This is a genomic window from Wenzhouxiangella sp. XN79A (assembly GCF_012272825.1).
In the GTDB taxonomy this organism is placed as follows: Bacteria; Pseudomonadota; Gammaproteobacteria; order Xanthomonadales; family Wenzhouxiangellaceae.
Genome location: NZ_JAAWWS010000168.1, coordinates 57,270 through 73,121, shown reverse-complemented (window position 1 = coordinate 73,121; position 15,852 = coordinate 57,270). Strand labels below are relative to the sequence as shown.

Sequence of the window (15,852 nt, the reverse complement as noted above, 5' to 3'; positions counted from 1 at the left end):
CTTTTTTCCAATCGGCGTAATCAGCGAAATCTGCGGTTCCAGTCGTTGAAGTAAAGGATCCCAATGAGTAGACGAACCGAAATCCGCGTCCCCGATATCGGCGACTTCGAGAAGGTGCCGGTCATCGAGGTGCTCGTGGCCGAGGGCGATACGATCGAAGCCGAGCAGTCGCTGGTCACGCTGGAGTCCGACAAGGCGACGATGGAGGTGCCGGCGCCGGCGGCCGGCCGGCTCGTCGAGCTGAAGGTCGAGGAGGGTGATGAGCTGTCCGAAGGCGACGTGATCGGCGTGCTCGAAATCGAGGATGCCGGTCGCGCCGACGAAACCACCGCCGAGGAAGCGCCGCAGGAACCGGCCGATGCTGCCGACGGTGCATCCGATTCAACGCCGGATCGGGACGAGGCCCTGGAAACCGGAAACCGGGGCCCCGAAACCGGATCGCCGGACGGCGATGACGATCACGACGTCGACCTGGTGGTCCTCGGCGCCGGCCCCGGCGGCTACACCGCGGCGTTCCGGGCCGCCGACCTCGGCCTGAAGGTCGCGCTGATCGAACGCTACGAAGCACTGGGCGGGGTCTGCCTGAACGTCGGCTGCATTCCGTCCAAGGCCCTGCTGCACGTCGGTCAGGTGATCGACTCGGCCGCGCACCTGGCCGAGCACGGCGTGCGCTTCGGCGAGCCGAAGATCGAGCTGGACTCGCTGCGCGACTTCAAGCAGGCCACCGTCGACAAGCTGACCGGCGGACTGGCCGGGATGGCGAAGAAGCGCAAGGTCGAGGTGATCACCGGCCGGGCCGAGTTCGCCGGCGCCCACGAGATCCGCGTCGAGCACGACGGCGAAGCCCGCAGGATTTCGTTCGCACAGTGCATCATCGCCGCCGGCTCGCGGGTGGTGAAGATTCCGGGCATTCCCTGGGACGACGAGCGCGTGATGGATTCGACCGGGGCGCTGGAGCTCGAGGAGATCCCCGACCGCCTGCTGATCATCGGTGGCGGCATCATCGGGCTGGAGATGGCCTGTGTGTATCGCGCGCTCGGATCGTCGATCACCGTCGTGGAGATGATGGACCAGCTGATGCCGGGTGCCGATCCTGACCTGGTCAAGCCGCTGAAGCAGCACCTGGAGAAGCAGGGTGTCGAGTTCCACCTGGAAACGAAGGTCGAGGGCGTCGAGGCCGGTGAATCGGCGCTGACCGCCCGGTTCGACGGCAAGGGCGCACCGGAGACGGCCGAATTCGACCGCGTACTGGTCTGCGTCGGGCGTCGTCCGAACGGCGATGCCGTCGGCGCCGAGCATGCCGGCGTCGAGGTCACCGACCGGGGCTTCATCGAGGTCGACGGCCAGATGCGGACCAACGTCGACCACATCTTCGCCATCGGCGACCTGGTCGGCCAGCCGATGCTGGCCCACAAGGCCAGCTATGAAGGCAAGGTGGCCGCCGAGGTCGCCGCCGGCCACAAGCGCGCTGCCGATGCGCGGACGATCCCGTCGGTGGCCTACACCGACCCGGAAGTCGCCTGGGTCGGGCTGACCGAGAACCAGGCGAAGGAGCAGGGGCTGGACTTCGGCGTCGGCAAGTTTCCGTGGGCGGCCAGCGGCCGCGCGCTGGGCATGGATCGCCCGGAAGGCTTCACCAAGCTGCTGTTCGACGAGAAGACCGGCCGGGTCATCGGCGGCGGCGTGGTCGGGGTGCACGCCGGCGACCTGATCGCCGAGATCGGCCTGGCGATCGAAATGGGCGCGACGGCCGAGGACATCGGTCTGACCATCCACCCGCATCCGACGCTGAGCGAATCGGTGATGATGGCCGCCGAGATCTTCGAGGGTACGATCACCGACCTGTACGCGCCGAAGAAGAAGTAGGCAGGGCGCAGCAGGCGTGAGGGAGGCCCGGCCGGGCCGATGCGCCGTGAGACCGGCTCTTCGAGACCGTTGCATCGATCTCGGCGATCTCGGCGATCTCGGCGATCTCGGCGATCTCGGCGATCGTGGTGGGCGTGTCCGCGCGCTGCGTCGCTGGGGAGTCGGCCTGGGTGGTGCGCGAAACGGGCCCGCGCGAGTTCGAGCGATTCTGCGACCTGCCGGCATTCCGAGCGCTGCGCTGCGGCCGGGCTTTCAGTAGACTGCGGGTAGCCTGCAGGGCGGGGCGGGGCGGGTCATCCAACGAGGGAGTCGGACGGGAGTGAACACCGCGATCCACAGGTTCCGGTGGCTGCTGCTGGGCATGCTGTCGGCGATTTCGAGCGCGGCCGTCGGGCAGGCGCCGGTCGTGCTGCCGGTTGCCGGCGAAATCACTCGAGTGCAGGATTCCGCGTGGGTTCGACCCGACGACGGCAGCCTCGAGCGGCCTGCCGATGTCCTGGCCGCCGAAGGCTTTCAGCCGATCGACGCGCTCGAGGCATCGCCCGAGGGTCCGGCCTGGCTGCGGATTCCGCTGCAGGCGCCGGAACACCACGCCGGGTCGTGGAAGATCACGGTCAAGCGGCGCTATTTCCGTGAACTGGAATTGTTCGTCCCGACTGCCGACGGGGCCTTCCAGCGCTACAGCAACAGCCTGGCGGAGTATCAGCCGGTCGAGCTGTCGGCCTGGTTCATGGTCTATCCGCTGACGCTGGCGCCCGGCCAGCGCGCCGAGCTGGTACTGCGCGCCGAAACCCTGCAGGGCCCGCTGAGTCCGCTGGACATCTCGATCCAGACCGAAGCCGAGTACCTCGGCGAGCGCGCGACCGCGATGTGGGCCTTCGGGTTGTATTTCGGTGCGGTGATCGCGCTGGTCTTCTACAACCTGGTGCTCTATCTGAACCTGCGCACACCCGGTCATCGCATGTACGTGCTGGCGATGACGGCCGTGCTGTTGTTCATGGGCATGGACGCCGGCCTGCTGCAGAACCTGCTGCCCGAGGCCCTGCGCGAGCGCGAGTTGATGATCACCGTGACGCTGAGCTGCCTGATGATGGCGGCCACCATCCGGTTCTTCCAGGTTTTTTCCGGCTCGGCCGAGCGTATTCCGCGGATCAGTACCGTGCTGACGGTCGTGGCGCTGGCCTTCCTGGTCCTGGCCGGCATCACTGCCTTTGCACCGCTCGGCGCCGCGGCACTGTTCGGGCCGCTCGCCCAGCTCATGACCTCGATCATGGTGTTCGTGCTGATCGCTGCGGCGGCCCTGGCGGGCTGGCGCGGTTCCAACGCGGCCTGGATCTTCCTGGCCGGCTGGAGTGCGTTCCTGATCGGCGGATTCGTTCGGTCGCTGATCGGTGTCGAGGCCATTCCTCGAACCGAGATCGCCGAATATGCACTCTATGTCGGCAGCGTGCTCGAAGCGATGATCCTTGCGCTGGGCCTGTCGTATCGCGTCGGCCAGCTTCGGGAACAGCGGATCCGCGCCGAGCACGAACAGCATCGTGCGATGACCCTGGCCAATCAGGACGCGCTGACCGGCGCCTACAACCGGCGTTTCTTCGAGAACTACCTCGACACGCTGCTCGAGGACCAGCGGCGATCGAATTCCGAGAGTGCGCTGCTGTTTCTGGATATCGACTGGTTCAAGCAGATCAACGACACCCACGGCCACGAAGCCGGTGACGTCATGCTGCGGTCGCTGACCCGCCGTTGTCTGCGCGAGCTGCGCGAGGGCGACGTGCTGTGCCGTCTGGGTGGCGATGAATTCGCCGTCGTGCTCCGCTCGCTGAGCGGCCGCGCGGCGGTCGATGTGGCGCGCAGGATCCATCGATCCGTGACCGACGCGCCGGTGCACTACGATGGTCAACCGCTGGCCCTGAAGATCTCGATCGGTGTGCTGGCCCGCTTCGAGCCGGGGATGTCGCGTTCCGATGTCCTGCGACAGGCCGACCAGGCCCTGTATGCCGCCAAGCAGCAGGGGCGGAATCGGGTGGCCTGTTCCTCGAGTCAATGACCAACATGTCCCGACGACGCGGACGAACAAGGGAAGATGCAGCGATGACGGATCGACAACGCGCCGTGCTCGACACGGCGATCATCGGCGGCGGCGTCAGCGGCCTGTACAGCGCGTGGCGGCTGGCCGGCAGCGGCCTCGACGGCCGCGGCATCGCGGTCTTCGAAGGCAGCGACCGGACCGGCGGACGGCTCTACTCGGTCTGCCTGAAGGACGAACACACGATTCCGGCCGAGCTCGGCGGCATGTTCTTCAGCGATGCGCAGGACCTGGTCTACCGACTGTGCAAGGACGAACTGAAGCTGGAACTGCAGGCCGTCACCCCGGAGGCGGACTTCGCCTGGCTGCGCGCGACCCGCTTCCGGATGTCCGAGTTCGCCGAGCCGGGCGTGCTGCCGTACCGGCTGGCCGACGACGAGCAGGGCAAGCTGCCGCACGAGTTGCTGCTGTTGATCGTTCGCCGCATCGCGCCGGAGATCGACCGCTACTGGCCGTTCGCCCCCGAATCCTCGATGGCCGAGACCGTGACCTATCTCAGAGGCGTGACCTTCGACGGTCGAGCGCTGCACAGCTGGGGATTCTGGAACCTGGTCGCCCGCGTGGTCAGCAACGAGGCGCGTCTGGCCCTGGCCGATGTCGAGGGCACCTACGCGCTGTTCAGCAACTGGAATGCTCTCGACGCCACGTTCTCGACGCTGGCCGACCTGGTCGGCCACTGGTTCCGCTTGCCCGACGGCTATCAACGGCTGCCGGATCAGCTGCGCGCCCGGGCCGAGGCCGCGGGCGTCGAGGTCTGCACGGGCGCGTTCGTGCATGCGGTCCGGGCCGAGGGCGACGGCGTGCATCGCATCGAGTTCGCCGACGGTCGCGCGCCGGTGTACGCCCGCCGGGTGATCCTCGCGCTGCCGACCGGTGCGCTCGAGCGACTGGACTTCGACGCCGATCCGTCCGTCCACGCTGCGCTCGCCTCGTCGTTCGGGACACCGGCCTGCAAGATCTTCGTCGTCTTCGATCACCCCTGGTGGGAGCAGGTGCCGGACGGCCCCGGGCACATCGACCCGGGCCACTTCTCGGCCTCGCATACCGACCTGCCGATGCGGCAGTGCTTCTACCTCGGCCAGGATCCGACCACCGGCGACGGCCTTTTGCTCGGCGCGTTCGGCGACGAGCGGGCGGTCTCGTTCTGGCCGCCGCTGATGCGCGAGGACGGTCGCGGCGTCGAATTGACCACTCCGCTTCCTGAACGCGCTGCCGTCGAGCTGTGTCGCCAGCTGTCGGAAATGCACGGTGTGGAGGTGCCGCTACCGGTCGACGGCATCTTCGTCGACTGGGCCGCGCCGCCGTACTACGCCGGCTGGCACGCCTGGTCGCCGGGCTGGACGAGCTGGGAAGCGGCCGCGACGCTGCGTGGTGCGTCCGGCATCCATGTCTGCGGCGAGGCCTACAGCGCCTACCAGGGCTGGGCCGAGGGCGCGCTGACCTCTGCGGAGGTGATGCTCCAGGAGGTCTTCGACCTGGACGCGCCGGCCTGGCTCGGCGAGACCGACGCGCTGGCCCCGTATCGTTCCTGATCGCTCCACCCACCCCCCCCCATCCGAGAGGAGATCTGCAATGTCGAAGGAAAACCTGAGCAAGTTCATCCGCACCATGGCCGAGGACCCGGAAACCCGCAAGAAGTTCGAATCCGACCCGGAGGCCGTCATGGAATCGCATGACCTGTCCGATGAGCACAAGGACTTGATCCGCAGCGGCGACAAGAAGGCGCTGCAGGACGAAGCCGGTGCCGAAGATGCACACATGAACTTCATCGTTCTCTGAGCTCGGTGTCGGTTCGACCCGGCCGGCTCTCGGTGGTCGGCACGGGCATCCGCCTGGCCGGCCAGTTGACCGTCGAAACCCGTCACCTGGTCCGCCACGCGGACCGGGTGTTCGCGGTCATGGCCGACCCGTTCTCGCTCGACGTGCTGCGCGAACTGAACCCGGAGGTGGTCTCGCTGCAGGTGCACTACGCCCGGGGCCGGTCGCGCGACGAGAGCTATCGACGCATGGTCACGGCCATCCTCGAGCCGGTCCGCGCCGGTGCGCAGGTCTGCGCGGCGTTCTACGGTCATCCCGGCGTGTTCGTCTGGCCGGCCCACGAGGCGGTTCGCCAGGCTCGCTCGGAAGGGTTCGAGGCCACGATGTACCCCGGTATCTCGGCCGAGGACTGCCTGGTGGCCGACCTCGGAATCGATCCGGGCGTCAGCGGGCTGCAGACCTATGAGGCGGCCGATTTCCTGGTCCACCCCCGGCGCTTCGATCCGCGCACGCCGCTGGTGCTGTGGCAGCTGGCGGTGCTCGGCGACCGCTCGCGATCGACCTTCCGCACCGATCCGACCTGGGTGCGCGCGCTCGCCGACCTGCTGGCCGAGAGCTATTCCGACGCGCATGCCGTGATCGTCTACGAGGCCGCCGTCGGTCCGTTCGACGCAACCCGGATCGACCGGGTGCCGCTGAACCGGCTGCACGAGCTCGACCTCACCCAGGCCTCGACTCTGTACGTGCCGCCGATCGGCGCGCCGGAACCCGACCCCGCCCGTCTCCGCCGCCTCGGCCTGGACCCGACCGGCCTGGCCGAAGCCTCGTTCCAGAAATACCGCCGTCGGGGCTGAGCGATCGTTCGCGGCATCGGGCTGCGGACTTCAGATCATGGTCGCGAAGAGGGCAAGGAGCGAAGGACGCCAAGCAAAGCGTTCTGGTGGTGGAGTCGCGGCTTCGGGGGATCGGGCAAGGCCGTCGTTCGGAACGAGCGAAGATGGAGGTTCGCCCGAAAGGCATCGATCGAAGCACTTCGGCAGCGGCCGGTTCCCGCAGGGTCTCCACGGGTCGATTCCGTTTTCGCCCATCTTTCGTTGCGCCCTTCGCTCCTTGTCCTCTTCCCACTCATGATCCAGGGTGGGCGATCGACGCGCTGAGCTCATGACGAGCGGTGGAGGTGGCCGTGGCCCTGGTAGATGGGATCCAGGCCCAGGTCGCGGCTGTGTTCGACGAGCACGGCGCGGGCGCGAGCGCTGCGGGTGGCATCGGCGGGCAGGCCGGGGTAGTCGGGGTCGTCGGCCAACAGTGCGGCCAGGGCGCCGGTGACCTGGGGGGCGGCCATCGAGGTCCCGCCGTAGGCGGCCCAGCCGCCGCCGGGGACGGTCGAGATGATGCCCACGCCCGGGCCGGCCACGTCGATCGACTCGCCGTGGCAGCTGAAGTTGGCGATGAACACCGGGTCGGCGCGCAGCCGGGCATCGTTCGGAATCCGGTGCGCCGCCAGCGTGCCGGCCGGGGCCTGGTCGAGCCGGCCCAGCGCCGTGACGGCGACCGCTTCGGCCAGCGCGGCCGGGTATTCGACCGGGCCGGCCGTGTTGCCGGCCGCGCAGATCACCAGCGTGCCGGCCTGCACCGCATCGAGCAGCGCGTCGGCCACCAGCTCCGAACGGGACGCCGTGCCCAGGCTCAGGTTGACCAGGTGGCAGCCGCGGTCGTGGACCAGCACGTCCAGCGCGCGGGCGATGTCGGCCTGGTGGGCGCTGCCGTCGGGCCCGAACACACGGATACTGTCGATTCGGGCACCGGGTGCCAGCCCGGCGTACTCCTCGGCGCAGGTCGGTCGGGCCCCGATCGCGCCGGCCACGTGCGTGCCGTGGCCGCGATCGTCGCCGCCGTCCGCGCGGTGGGCGCCGTCGAGAAAGGCGCCTAGATTGTTGGCGTGAGCCAGCGCCGGGTGGTGGCCGAGGCCGGAATCGACCACGCCGACCGCGATCCCGCGGCCGCGCTCCGGATCCACCGCCTCCAGCCCCGCCTCCCGGTGCCACCAGCCGAGCCCGCCTTCGGCCGCAGGGAGCAAGGCGAGCCGGACCGTTATCTCCGGTCCGGCGCTGTGGTCGATGACCTGCGGCCACCAGCGCGAAGGCGGCGCGACCGCCAGTTCCAGCAGCGGCCGCTCCGGGTCGTGGTCCAGCCGCGCCGATCCGTCCGTATCGGTTCGGGTGGCGGCCTGGACGCGCTCGGTCGCGCTGCCGAAGTAGGCGAACACGTCCACGTCGGACACCGGCAGCCCGAGCTCGTCGACCACCCGGACCACCAGGCAGTCGGCGCTGCCGGTGCGCAGCGGGATGGCGATCTCGTGCGGCAGCGCCCGGCCGGTGTCGCTGGCGTGGCGAGCCCGGATGAAATGCCGGATCAGCGGCTCGCAGATCAGTTCCGGATGCCAGTCCACGGCGGCCACGTCGGCGGCGTCGGCCTCGAACCGGGCGACGTGTCGGGCGGTATCGTGATGTGGCCGGTGGGTCCGGACATCACCGCCGATCCGGTCGACGTGCCGATCCATGGCATCGGCCATTGCCGAGCGCGCGGCGTGGTGCTCGTGGTCGTGGCGCTTGCCGGCGCGTCGGTGGCTGAGGACATAGTGCGGCATCCGGCCATCATCGCCGGTTCCCCGGCCCCGGTAAAGGTCGGGGAAACCCGAAGCGGTCGTCGCCGGGACCCGGAGCCGCAGGAAAACTGCGAATGGACGAGAACAGACCGGTTCGATATGCACTGCGCGCCCGGCCGCGTTGCCTGCACTCACGGATCCGGAATGGCCTTGCGTCGCTGCGAGACCGGCTGTCGACCTGCCAACGTCTCGCACGCCGGGCTAGAATGCGCCGTCGCTTCCGAGTCTGCCGCCGAGAGTTCCGATCGCCGCTCCGCCCGATTCCAGCCTGATCCAGCGCGTCGCTCGTTCGACCAGTTCGCGCGCGACCTTCCTACGCTTCGCCTGCGTCGGCGGGACGATCGCGATCATCGATGCGGGGCTGTTGTACCTGCTCAAGGACCTGCCGGGCTTCAACGTGTATACCGCGCGACTGGTGTCGTACTTCGCGGCCATGTGCGCCGGGTACTTCCTGAATCGATATTTCACCTTCCACCACCTGGAGCGCGGCCGGGTGCTGTGGGACGAGCTGCTGCGCTTCTTCAGCGTGCATGCGCTCGGCGGCGCGCTGAATTTCGCGGTCTACGCGCTGGTCGTGACGCTGGCCGACCGGATGGGGGCAACCGGCCGGGTCGCGCTGTTCGCGCCGCTGGCCGGGGTCTGGGTCGGTGGCGTGGTGGGGATGTGCTTCAACTTCCTGATGTCGCGCAAGCACGTGTTCGACGGCCGGACGCGCTGAGCGCCCCGACCGGGCCGGTCAGCCGCCCTTCGGGCCGGTTCCTGCCTTGCCGTCGTTCGGGCCGTCGTCGCTCGGCGGCCTGGAGTTCTTCATGAACCAGACACCGAAGAACACGGCCATGCCGAGCATGAAGACGATCACGAACAGCGACAGCAGGCCGGTGAAGGTCGAGAACAGTTCGACGAAGATGTCCATTTGCGTTTCCTCATTGACGAGTCCCTCCGGCGTTCACGGTCGGCGCGCCGGCGGCCGGAAACCGGAGCATGGCACCGGTGCCGGGACCGCGATCTGACCCAGGTCAAAATCCGTGCAGGAGAGCCGGGTTCAGCCCTGTTCCAGCAGGCGCCGCAGGTCGATGACCGCGGCGTTGGCGCGGGCGATGTAGTTGGCCATGACCAGCGAGTGGTTGGCGAACATGCCGAAACCGCTGCCGTTGAGCACCATCGGGCTCCTCAATGGCCGTTGGCTGGCTTCGAGCTCGCGGATGATCTGGTCGAGGCTGGCCTCGGCGTTCTTGTTCTCGAGCACCGCGGCGAAGTCATGGTCCAGGGCCTTGAGGAAATGGATCAACGCCCAGGTCGTCCCGCGCGCCTCGTAGAACACGTTGTCGATCTGGAGAAAGGGCGTCTTGACCCGGACTTCGCGGCCGAGGTCGCTGGACGGCCGGGCGCTCCGGTCGCCGCTCAGGTCGGTGTTGCGGCGGCGCTCGCCGACGCTGGCCGAGAGCTGCTGGCCGATGTTGCCGAGCCGTTTCTCGACCACCGCCAGGTATTCGCGCAGGTTGTCGGCGCGGTCGAAGAACCGGGCCTGGCCGTTCGGCGTGCCGAGTCGGGCGAGGTACGCCTCGAGCTGGTCGACGCCCTTGCGATACTCGCCCTCGGTCGACGGCAGCCACCACGAGCCGTAGTCGAAGCTGAACTGCGGGTCGGCGATGGCCAGCGCCGGGTCCTCGGCCGACTGGGTCTGCGAGCGGCTGAAATCGTTGCGCAGCGTGCGGGCCAGGTCGCGGACCTGGAAGATCACGCCGACCTCCCAGGCCGGCATGTTGTCGAGGATTACCCACGGCGGCATGATGTCGTTGTTCAGGTAGCCGCCGCGCTTGTCCAGCAGCGTATCCATCACCTCGATCAGCGCGCTGGTCGTCACGTAGCCGGTGACGAGTTCGTGGCCGTTCCGCTCGGCGCGTGCTTCGGCAACCGCCAGCGGGTCGAAGCGATCCGGTTCATGATCCAGCCACATCAGGTAGGCGATGGCCAGCACCAGCAGGCCGAGCACGGCCAGGGTGATCGTGCGTCGGTGGCCGGTGCCGATCAGGGCGTGCATCAGGCGCATGGGGGTCTCCCGGGCATGGACGGGCGCGACGCGCGGCCGCTTCAGCGTCCAATCTGGCGTGTCCGGGCCTGTCGATCAAGTGCCGAAGGTCCCGATGACCGAATTTGCAGCCGGATTCCGTTCTCCAGTAGGCAAACCCTTTCGTTGCGCCGGCCGGTCCGGCACCAGGAACAGGCCGGCGGCGCCTTGTGGGTCGGTCGCACGCGGTGCTACCGTGGAACGAGAGGGGGGCGCGGGTCGGCGGCCTGCCGCGTACGCCGTCCCGGGTGCCGATTCCGGCGCAGGGTACGGGCGCGGCCGAGCAGCCTCTGGAGGCATGTCATGGGAGTCAATCACACATTCGCACGGTTCCGGGCCGGCGCGGTCCGCGGCCTGGTCGCCGCTGGGCTGCTGGCCGTCCAGGCCAGTGCATTCGCCGCGATCGCGGTCTTCACGGTCCCCAACGGCCTGGACGGCGTCGAGGGCGATTCGGCCAGTTCGTTGCCGTTCGGCGATACGGCCGCCTGTTCCAACGGGTTCCGTTACCAGCAGGTCATCAACGGTGACCAGGGGCTGTTCGGCACCATCGGCTCGATCGCGTTCCGGCTCGACGGCGGGGCCGCTCCGGTCGGCCCGCTGACCTACGGCAATACCACGGTTACCTTGTCGTCCACCGACCGCACCGCGGCGACGCTGAGCACGAACTTCGAGGAGAACGTGGGCCTGGACCGCCAGGTGGTCTGGAGCGGCGATCTGCAGATCGACGCGGCCATCGATGCCATCGGCACCAACCCCTTCGACATCCTGGTCGTCGACGGTGGCGGCTTCCGGTTCGGTGATACCGGTGACAACCTGCTGATCGACATCGTCGTCGAGGGCTGCCCGCTGGGCGCGGCATTCTTCATGGATGCCGTGGCCGGCAGCTCCGCGACCCGAGCCGTGTTCTCCGGCGACATCGACAGCGACGTCGGCAGCCCGGCCCAGGGCCTGGTCGCCGAGGTGGTCGCCAGCACGCCGCCGCCGGTGCCGCCGCTCTACGACTGCCCGGTCCGGGGCACGGGCGGCGACCGCCCGAGCCGCGGGATCTACCTGGAGAATTTCCCGACCAACCAGCTGGGCCGGGTCACCCTGAACTACCGGCTCTCGGATCCGGGCCAGTACCGGGTCGAGCTGACCGCCCGCCAGGGCAGCTACGACGGTGCCGTGATCGGATCGCAGGATCGGGTCTTCGCGGCCCAGGCTGCCGACGCCCTGGAACCGGTGACCTTCGATTTCCGCAACGCATCGGTCGCGCCGGGTTCGACGGTGACCTTCACCCAGCGCGTGATCAGTCAGCCGGCCGGGGCCGACATCTTCTTCGACCTGGGCGAGGGTCCGTGCACCGACGTGTTCGAGACCAACGGCACCGCGCCGCCACTGGACAGCTTCCGCCGCGACAGCGTCGGGATCACGGTGCTGCCGTCTTCGGCCGAGACCCGGCCGCTGGGCCTGGGCGGCAACTGGACGGTGGTCGGCCGCGACGCCGAGGGCTTCATGATCGATGTGACCGACCGCAACCAGCTGGTCGCGATCTGGTTCACCTACGACGACGACGGAACCCAGATGTGGATGATCGGGACTGCACAGCAGTTCGATCGCGCCGGCGCGGCCATGGACCTGTTCCGGACCGATGGCCCCACCTTCGAGCAGATCCGGCAGATCGGCTTCGACAACAGCCTGATCGACATCGAGCCCTGGGGCGGGATGTATCTGCGGTTCCTGGACTGCAACTCCGCGACCGTGGCCTGGCGTTCGACGACCGGCTTCGGCCAGGGCGATTTCGAGATCGAGCGCCTGTACGAAACCGAGAGCAATCTCTGTCCGTAGTGTGCCCCGCCACTGTTCGTGTACCGTATCGCGAGTCGGAGAGCGTTTGGCTGCAAGGCCTGTCTCGCAGGGAAGGGCAGTGTCCTTTCCAGGCGACAGAACGCCGCAGATCAATGCTCTCCGGCTCGCCCTTTTGAGGAGCGCGCCTGAACCGACATTGCGGCCTTGCGTCCCTTGTCGAGGGCTGGCCCTTCACTGCGGGCCGCGCCTTGCACTGTCGATTCAGGCGCACTCCATGCGTCACGCAATCAGTGGCGCAGTCCAGTAGCGGTCGACCGGACACCGACTCCGGCGCGCTCGAACGGCGCGCCGGGTCGGGCCCGGCCCGGGTGCATGGCCGACCGTCCGGGCCGCTGATGCGACGGGCGGTTCAGTCCCGATCCAGCGCTGCGCGGATCCGCTCCACCGGCTCGCGCGTCAGGGCCAGGTCCAGGCTGCGCGTCACGGCGCCGGCGGTTTCCGGCGAAAGGCGATTGCGCAGCAGGCCGAGGAACCGCGGCTCGGCGACCAGCGTCAGTCGTTCGAACCGGTTCTGCGTCCGAGCTCGTTCCAGGACATCGGCCAGCTCGCCGGCGAAGCGCTCGGCTTCCTTGCGGTGCGGCGCGTCGGTCTCCTGCATGTCGCTCTGGCCGTGGCCGTGCGATGCGAAGACCCGGCCGGGTCGGTCGCTCTCGAGGTCGCGTCCGTGCAGACGCGACTCGGGGTGGGCCCAGTCCTGCAGTTCGACCAGTTCGGCGCGTGGCGCCCGGCGGCTGAACAGCCGGGCCTGTGCCGAGTCGGCGACGAGAATCCACTCGTTGTCCATCGGAGTCCTCCTTGGGCGAGATTCGTCCGTCCACCCTACCAAACCGTGCCCGACCCGAATCCGCGGCGCGGCCGGCGGGCTGTGGGACAATGCGCGAATGGCATTGAATTCGACCACCTACAAGCTCCACCTGACCCTCAGCGATACCGACCGCGGTGTCTACGAGACCGTCCGTCGGACCCTCGCGCGGCATCCGTCCGAAACCGAGCTCCGGTTGACCGCGCGGATCCTGGCCTTCGGCCTGTGGTGGCACGAGCGGCTGGAATTCGGACGCGGCCTGTCCGATGTCGACGAACCGGCCCTGTGGCGCCGTTCGCTCGACGGCCAGGTCGAACACTGGATCGACGTCGGCCGGCCCGACGTCGATCGGATGACCCGCGCGGCCCGGCACCAGCCGCATGCCTCCGTGCTGGCCTATGGCAGCACCGAAGTCTGGCGCGAGAGCGTGCTGCCGAAGGTGAACCGGCTGCCGACCCTCGAGATCGCCGCCCTGCCGGAGGCCGAGACCGAGGCGCTGTCCGAAGCCCTTCCTCGGACCATCGACTGGTCCCTGATGATCACCGACGGCGTGCTCTACGTCGGCCGCGACGATCTCCAGCACGAACTTGCGCTGGACTGGCTGAAGCTTCGCGAAGATTCTCGCTGAGCGCTGACTCCTTAGGAATCGAGATCACCGCTGCCATGCTGAACATGGACTTCGACCGCCGCGTCGTCATCGACACCGCGGCCATGGACTGGACCACCAGCCCGGCCGGCGGCGTGGCGCGCAAGCCGCTGGCCCGCGAGCAGGCCGAACGCGGGCACGCGACCAGCGTGGTGCGCTACGCCGCCGGTGCGTCGTTTCCGCGCCACGAACATCCGCTGGGCGAGGAGATCCTGGTGCTGGACGGCGTGTTCTCCGACGAGGCCGGCGACTATCCCGCCGGCAGCTACCTGCGCAACCCGCCGGGCAGCGGCCACGCGCCGTTCAGCGAAGGCGGGTGCACGCTGTTCGTCAAGCTGCACCAGTTCCTGCCCGACGACCGGGCCGTGGTTCGCATCGACACCCGCAGCGCGCCCTGGCGACCCGGCATCGGCGGCCTCGAAGTGATGCCGCTGCACAGTCACGCTACCGAACACGTGGCACTGGTCAAGTGGCCGGTCGGCGAGGTCTTCCAGCCGCACCGTCATCATGGCGGCGAGGAGATCTTCGTGCTTTCCGGCGAGTTCATCGATGAACACGGGCGCTACCCCGAGGGCAGCTGGATCCGCTCGCCCCATCTCAGCCAGCACCATCCCCGCGTCGAGCAGGAGACGGTGATCTGGGTCAAGACCGGCCATCTGCCCGCATAGCCCCCACACACCGAATCGGCGCTCGCCGCCGGGTACACTGGGTCCGGGTTCTTCTCCGCACGAATTGCCATGACCGACCACCGTTCCATTCGCATCGAACATCCCGCCGATCACGTCGCCGAACTGGTCCTGCAGGGGCCCGGCCACGGCAATGCCCTGGGACCGGAGTTCTGGCGCGAGTTTCCCGATGTCGTGGCCGACCTGCAGGCCGATCGCGACATCCGCTGCCTCCTGCTGACCGGCGACGGCGATCATTTCTGCTACGGGCTGGACCTGCAGGGCATGGCCGCCGAGGTCAGCGGACACCTCGACGGCGGTGCGGCCGGGCGATCGGCGATCGTCGAGCAGGCCGCACTGATGGTCCGTGGCTTCGACGCGCTGGCCGCCGGCCGGCTGCCGGTGGTCGCGGCGATCGACGGCTGGTGCATCGGCGCCGGCATCGAGCTGCTGTGTGCCTGCGATCTGCGGCTGGCCACCAACGACGCCCGCTTCGCCCTGAAGGAAGTCCAGGTCGGCATGGTCGCCGACCTCGGCGGGCTCGGGCGACTTCCGTTCCTGATCGGCGAGGGCTGGACGCGCGAGCTGGCGCTGACCGGCGAGGCCATCGATGCCGGCACCGCGCGCGAGATCGGGCTGGTCAACCATGTCTTCGGCGAGCGCGACACGCTGCGTGCCGAGGCACTGGCCCGCGCGGCGCGGATCGCCGCGAATCCGCCGCTGGTCGTGGCCGGCATCCGCCAGGTGCTCGATGGGCGCATCGCCGGTGCGGTCCGCTCGGCCAACCGCGAGGCCGCGACGCTCAACGGCATGCTGATGCAGTCGGAGGATTTCGCCGAGGCGATGCGCGCGTTCATGGAAAAGCGCGAACCCGAGTTCAAGGGCCGATGAACGAGCGGATCGACGCCGACGACCCGGAACGCAGCGACGAGCCGAGCAAGACGCAGCGCAAGATCGAGGCGCGCGCATTGCGCGACCTGGGCCAGGCGCTGGCGGCGCTGTCGGTCGGCGATCGCGCCTCGCTGGATCTTCCCGAGACGCTGCGCGATGCGATCGAGCGCTACAACGCGACCCGCGCACACGGCGCGAAGAAGCGCGAACTGCAGTACCTCGGCAAGCAGATGCGTCGGGTCGACCCCGCGCCGATCCGCGAACTCGTCGAGGCCCGAGCCGCCGGTCGCCAGGCCGATGCCGCGCACCTGCACCGACTGGAGCGCTGGCGGGACCGCCTGATCGAGGACGACGAGGCGGTCACCGAATGGATCGACGACCATCCGGGCTGCGACGTCCAGCAGTTGCGCAGCCTGGTTCGCGCGGCTCGCCGCGAGGGCGGCGGCGACCCCGAACAACGCCAGGGAAAGAGCTATCGAGCGCTGTTCCGGTTCCTGCGCGAATCCACCGGCTGAGTCGACCGGACGCTGTAACGGCGGTGCTATTCTTCGCTC

15 protein-coding genes are annotated in these 15,852 nt (G+C 68.7%); 11 read left to right on the top strand and 4 right to left on the bottom strand.

Annotation, left to right across the window (positions count from 1 at the left end; all coding sequences use genetic code 11):
• The first annotated feature begins 63 nt into the window (after positions 1–63).
• The 5 genes from lpdA to HFP89_RS15295 all read left to right on the top strand — a co-directional run bounded on the left by lpdA (position 64) and on the right by HFP89_RS15295 (position 6,567).
• Positions 64–1,866, top strand: a complete 1,803-nt coding sequence (gene lpdA, locus HFP89_RS15315; RefSeq protein ID WP_168718548.1) for a dihydrolipoyl dehydrogenase — start codon at positions 64–66, stop codon at positions 1,864–1,866.
• A gap of 319 nt (positions 1,867–2,185) precedes the next feature.
• The gene (locus tag HFP89_RS15310; RefSeq protein ID WP_168718547.1) at positions 2,186–3,916 is read left to right on the top strand and encodes a diguanylate cyclase; all 1,731 of its coding nucleotides are present in this window, start codon (positions 2,186–2,188) and stop codon (positions 3,914–3,916) included.
• 44 nt (positions 3,917–3,960) lie between these two features.
• Positions 3,961–5,487: an NAD(P)/FAD-dependent oxidoreductase gene (locus HFP89_RS15305; RefSeq protein ID WP_168718546.1), complete on the top strand. Its 1,527-nt coding sequence runs from the start codon at positions 3,961–3,963 to the stop codon at positions 5,485–5,487.
• Between the two features lie 40 nt (positions 5,488–5,527).
• Positions 5,528–5,734, top strand: coding sequence for a Nif11 family protein (locus HFP89_RS15300; RefSeq protein ID WP_168718545.1), 207 nt, complete (start codon positions 5,528–5,530; stop codon positions 5,732–5,734).
• Between the two features lie 5 nt (positions 5,735–5,739).
• Positions 5,740–6,567 (top strand): SAM-dependent methyltransferase, encoded by an 828-nt coding sequence (locus tag HFP89_RS15295; protein WP_168718544.1) that lies wholly within the window; start codon positions 5,740–5,742, stop codon positions 6,565–6,567.
• Between the two features lie 305 nt (positions 6,568–6,872).
• On the opposite strand, the gene HFP89_RS15290 is transcribed toward HFP89_RS15295, so the two are convergent.
• Positions 6,873–8,360 (bottom strand): S8 family serine peptidase, encoded by a 1,488-nt coding sequence (locus HFP89_RS15290; RefSeq protein ID WP_168718543.1) that lies wholly within the window; start codon positions 8,358–8,360, stop codon positions 6,873–6,875.
• A 244-nt stretch (positions 8,361–8,604) separates the two neighbouring features.
• Here HFP89_RS15290 and HFP89_RS15285 point away from each other — a divergent pair, with 244 nt between their 5' ends.
• The gene (locus tag HFP89_RS15285) at positions 8,605–9,096 is read left to right on the top strand and encodes a GtrA family protein (protein WP_168718590.1); all 492 of its coding nucleotides are present in this window, start codon (positions 8,605–8,607) and stop codon (positions 9,094–9,096) included.
• Between the two features lie 18 nt (positions 9,097–9,114).
• On the opposite strand, the gene HFP89_RS15280 is transcribed toward HFP89_RS15285, so the two are convergent.
• Both HFP89_RS15280 and HFP89_RS15275 read right to left on the bottom strand, forming a co-directional pair.
• A complete protein-coding gene (locus tag HFP89_RS15280; protein ID WP_168718542.1) occupies positions 9,115–9,291 on the bottom strand; it encodes a DUF3149 domain-containing protein in 177 nt (58 codons plus the stop codon).
• A gap of 129 nt (positions 9,292–9,420) precedes the next feature.
• Positions 9,421–10,428 (bottom strand): DUF2333 family protein, encoded by a 1,008-nt coding sequence (locus HFP89_RS15275; RefSeq protein ID WP_168718541.1) that lies wholly within the window; start codon positions 10,426–10,428, stop codon positions 9,421–9,423.
• A 321-nt stretch (positions 10,429–10,749) separates the two neighbouring features.
• On the opposite strand from HFP89_RS15275, the gene HFP89_RS15270 reads away from it, so the two are divergent.
• Entirely contained in the window at positions 10,750–12,273 is a 1,524-nt protein-coding gene (locus tag HFP89_RS15270) for a hypothetical protein (RefSeq protein WP_168718540.1), read from the top strand.
• Positions 12,274–12,643: 370 nt separating this feature from the next.
• Here HFP89_RS15270 and HFP89_RS15265 read toward each other — a convergent pair whose 3' ends face one another.
• A complete protein-coding gene (locus tag HFP89_RS15265) occupies positions 12,644–13,078 on the bottom strand; it encodes a host attachment protein (protein ID WP_168718539.1) in 435 nt (144 codons plus the stop codon).
• A 97-nt stretch (positions 13,079–13,175) separates the two neighbouring features.
• Between HFP89_RS15265 and HFP89_RS15260 the strand changes: the two genes are divergently transcribed.
• The 4 genes from HFP89_RS15260 to yjgA all read left to right on the top strand — a co-directional run bounded on the left by HFP89_RS15260 (position 13,176) and on the right by yjgA (position 15,813).
• A complete protein-coding gene (locus HFP89_RS15260; protein ID WP_168718538.1) occupies positions 13,176–13,724 on the top strand; it encodes a YaeQ family protein in 549 nt (182 codons plus the stop codon).
• A gap of 35 nt (positions 13,725–13,759) precedes the next feature.
• On the top strand, positions 13,760–14,410 hold the full coding sequence (locus tag HFP89_RS15255) for a cupin domain-containing protein (protein ID WP_168718537.1): 651 nt from the start codon (positions 13,760–13,762) through the stop codon (positions 14,408–14,410).
• 69 nt (positions 14,411–14,479) lie between these two features.
• Positions 14,480–15,298, top strand: coding sequence for an enoyl-CoA hydratase-related protein (locus HFP89_RS15250; protein ID WP_168718536.1), 819 nt, complete (start codon positions 14,480–14,482; stop codon positions 15,296–15,298).
• Positions 15,295–15,813 (top strand): ribosome biogenesis factor YjgA, encoded by a 519-nt coding sequence (gene yjgA / locus HFP89_RS15245; protein ID WP_168718535.1) that lies wholly within the window; start codon positions 15,295–15,297, stop codon positions 15,811–15,813. Before HFP89_RS15250 ends, yjgA begins: the two co-directional genes overlap by 4 nt.
• The last annotated feature ends 39 nt before the right edge of the window (positions 15,814–15,852 follow it).

Coding starts and splice junctions, on each gene's coding strand:
- HFP89_RS15255 (WP_168718537.1), top strand. CDS start 13,760: ATGCTGAACATGGACTTCGACCGCCGCGTCGTCATCGACACCGCGGCC.
- HFP89_RS15270 (WP_168718540.1), top strand. CDS start 10,750: ATGGGAGTCAATCACACATTCGCACGGTTCCGGGCCGGCGCGGTCCGC.
- HFP89_RS15275 (WP_168718541.1), bottom strand. CDS start 10,428: ATGCGCCTGATGCACGCCCTGATCGGCACCGGCCACCGACGCACGATC.
- HFP89_RS15305 (WP_168718546.1), top strand. CDS start 3,961: ATGACGGATCGACAACGCGCCGTGCTCGACACGGCGATCATCGGCGGC.
- HFP89_RS15250 (WP_168718536.1), top strand. CDS start 14,480: ATGACCGACCACCGTTCCATTCGCATCGAACATCCCGCCGATCACGTC.
- lpdA (WP_168718548.1), top strand. CDS start 64: ATGAGTAGACGAACCGAAATCCGCGTCCCCGATATCGGCGACTTCGAG.
- yjgA (WP_168718535.1), top strand. CDS start 15,295: ATGAACGAGCGGATCGACGCCGACGACCCGGAACGCAGCGACGAGCCG.
- HFP89_RS15260 (WP_168718538.1), top strand. CDS start 13,176: ATGGCATTGAATTCGACCACCTACAAGCTCCACCTGACCCTCAGCGAT.
- HFP89_RS15290 (WP_168718543.1), bottom strand. CDS start 8,360: ATGCCGCACTATGTCCTCAGCCACCGACGCGCCGGCAAGCGCCACGAC.
- HFP89_RS15280 (WP_168718542.1), bottom strand. CDS start 9,291: ATGGACATCTTCGTCGAACTGTTCTCGACCTTCACCGGCCTGCTGTCG.
- HFP89_RS15265 (WP_168718539.1), bottom strand. CDS start 13,078: ATGGACAACGAGTGGATTCTCGTCGCCGACTCGGCACAGGCCCGGCTG.
- HFP89_RS15300 (WP_168718545.1), top strand. CDS start 5,528: ATGTCGAAGGAAAACCTGAGCAAGTTCATCCGCACCATGGCCGAGGAC.